The organism is Parageobacillus caldoxylosilyticus NBRC 107762, from assembly GCF_000632715.1.
Taxonomy (GTDB): domain Bacteria; phylum Bacillota; class Bacilli; order Bacillales; family Anoxybacillaceae; genus Saccharococcus; species Saccharococcus caldoxylosilyticus.
Window position 1 is genome coordinate 1 of record NZ_BAWO01000040.1, and the last position, 1533, is coordinate 1533.

Consider the following 1533-nt stretch of genomic DNA (forward strand, 5'->3'; position numbering starts at 1 on the left):
ATGTTTTTAATTGGGGGAGTAGTTATGTTCAATATAGTGGGCAAGTTGCGCTGCCCAGTTTGTGCAAAACCTATTCAACTCGAAGACAAAGTGTTTATCGATATTATTAACACCGTAATCCATCAAAAATGTTATTATCAATCACCATATTATCACATACCAAAGAAAGACGAGGGGACGTTTAAAAAAATACTGTTAAAGTATCCGTTTTTTATTGACTGCTAAACATACTACTCATTCAAAATCCCATCAGATCAATGATAGATGGTATTTTATTTATGTCAGACATAAAATAATAAGAATTTATATACAAAAATTACCTCTCACTAAAGACTTGAACTTTTCTCGTTATTTTAAGACAAACTCATACACTATCTGTAAAATTAAATTAGACCATATAAGCAAACATTCCAGGAGGTACACAATGGAAAATACGAAGCAAAAACTGACGTTGCAACAACTCGAGTCTCATTTATGGGAATCTGCCAATATACTACGGGGGTCAATCGATAGCTCTGATTATAAAAACTACATATTCGGTCTGTTGTTTTTAAAACGACTAAATGATGTGTTCGTCGAAACTGCGGAGCGCATCGAGCGCGAAGAAGGAGAAGACTATGGATGGTACGACCGAGACGAGCACCAATTTTTTGTGCCGGAACGGGCGCGTTGGTCTTATATCACGTCACTCACGCAAGACATCGGTGCAGCCATCAACAAGGCATTTGAAGAGCTGGAGGAAGAAAACCCAGCACTAGAAGGAGTGCTCGCAAGCATTGACTTTAACGACAAAGAAAAATTACCGGATAAACTATTGCTTCAATTACTTCAACACTTCAGCAAAATCGACTTGCGCAATGAAAACTTATCCGATCCGGACATTCTCGGACGCGCTTACGAATATCTCATTAAACAATTCGCCGACGACGCAGGGAAAAAAGGCGGCGAGTTCTATACGCCTTCCCAAGTAGTTCGTCTGATTGTCAAACTCATCAAACCAGAAGAAGGGATGCGTATATGCGATCCAACGGTTGGAAGCGCGGGAATGCTTATTCAAGCTGTTGACTACATTAAGGAAAACAGCGAATGATTGAAAGCTATATCCTGCCGAATAAAAAGCTCACGCCCCATATGTTCCAGCATACGTTTTGTAAGTGGATGTTAAAAGCGACGAACAACGATATCGAGAAAGTGCGGAGACTCGCAGGTCATAGCAATATCGCTACAACATCACGATACAGCTCATTCGTTAAATCTACAATTTCTTTTCTTCGATCATCAGTTCTTCTTTGTTCATACGATTTTTTTACATAGAAGTATATTATTTAGAACTATGTTCTAAATAATCAATAAAAGTATAGAAAATTATTTCTTAACCTTTTCAATTAGTTTAATTTTCGTTATATATGAAGCTTCCCGCAAGCCGTCCGAAGAGCACAGGTCCTTTATGCGCCTAACAAGCAAAAATTACAATGGGGTGAGGCAAAGGAAGAAGCGTCCTCGGGAAGGAGGTAAAAAATAAAACGCATTTTT

General features: G+C 38.5%; 1 protein-coding gene and 2 pseudogenes. All 3 read left to right on the forward strand.

Annotated elements, in window-relative coordinates; translation table 11 throughout:
• Positions 1–225, forward strand: a 225-nt coding sequence (locus tag GCA01S_RS11210) for a hypothetical protein (RefSeq protein WP_255212286.1), incomplete at its 5' end; no start/stop codon positions are given.
• 199 nt (positions 226–424) lie between these two features.
• Positions 425–1078: pseudogene (locus GCA01S_RS11215) on the forward strand (type I restriction-modification system subunit M); the annotation flags it as partial.
• Positions 1075–1314, forward strand: a pseudogene (locus tag GCA01S_RS19420) (site-specific integrase); the annotation flags it as partial. The pseudogenes GCA01S_RS11215 and GCA01S_RS19420, both read left to right, overlap by 4 nt.
• Between the last annotated feature and the right edge of the window lie 219 nt (positions 1315–1533).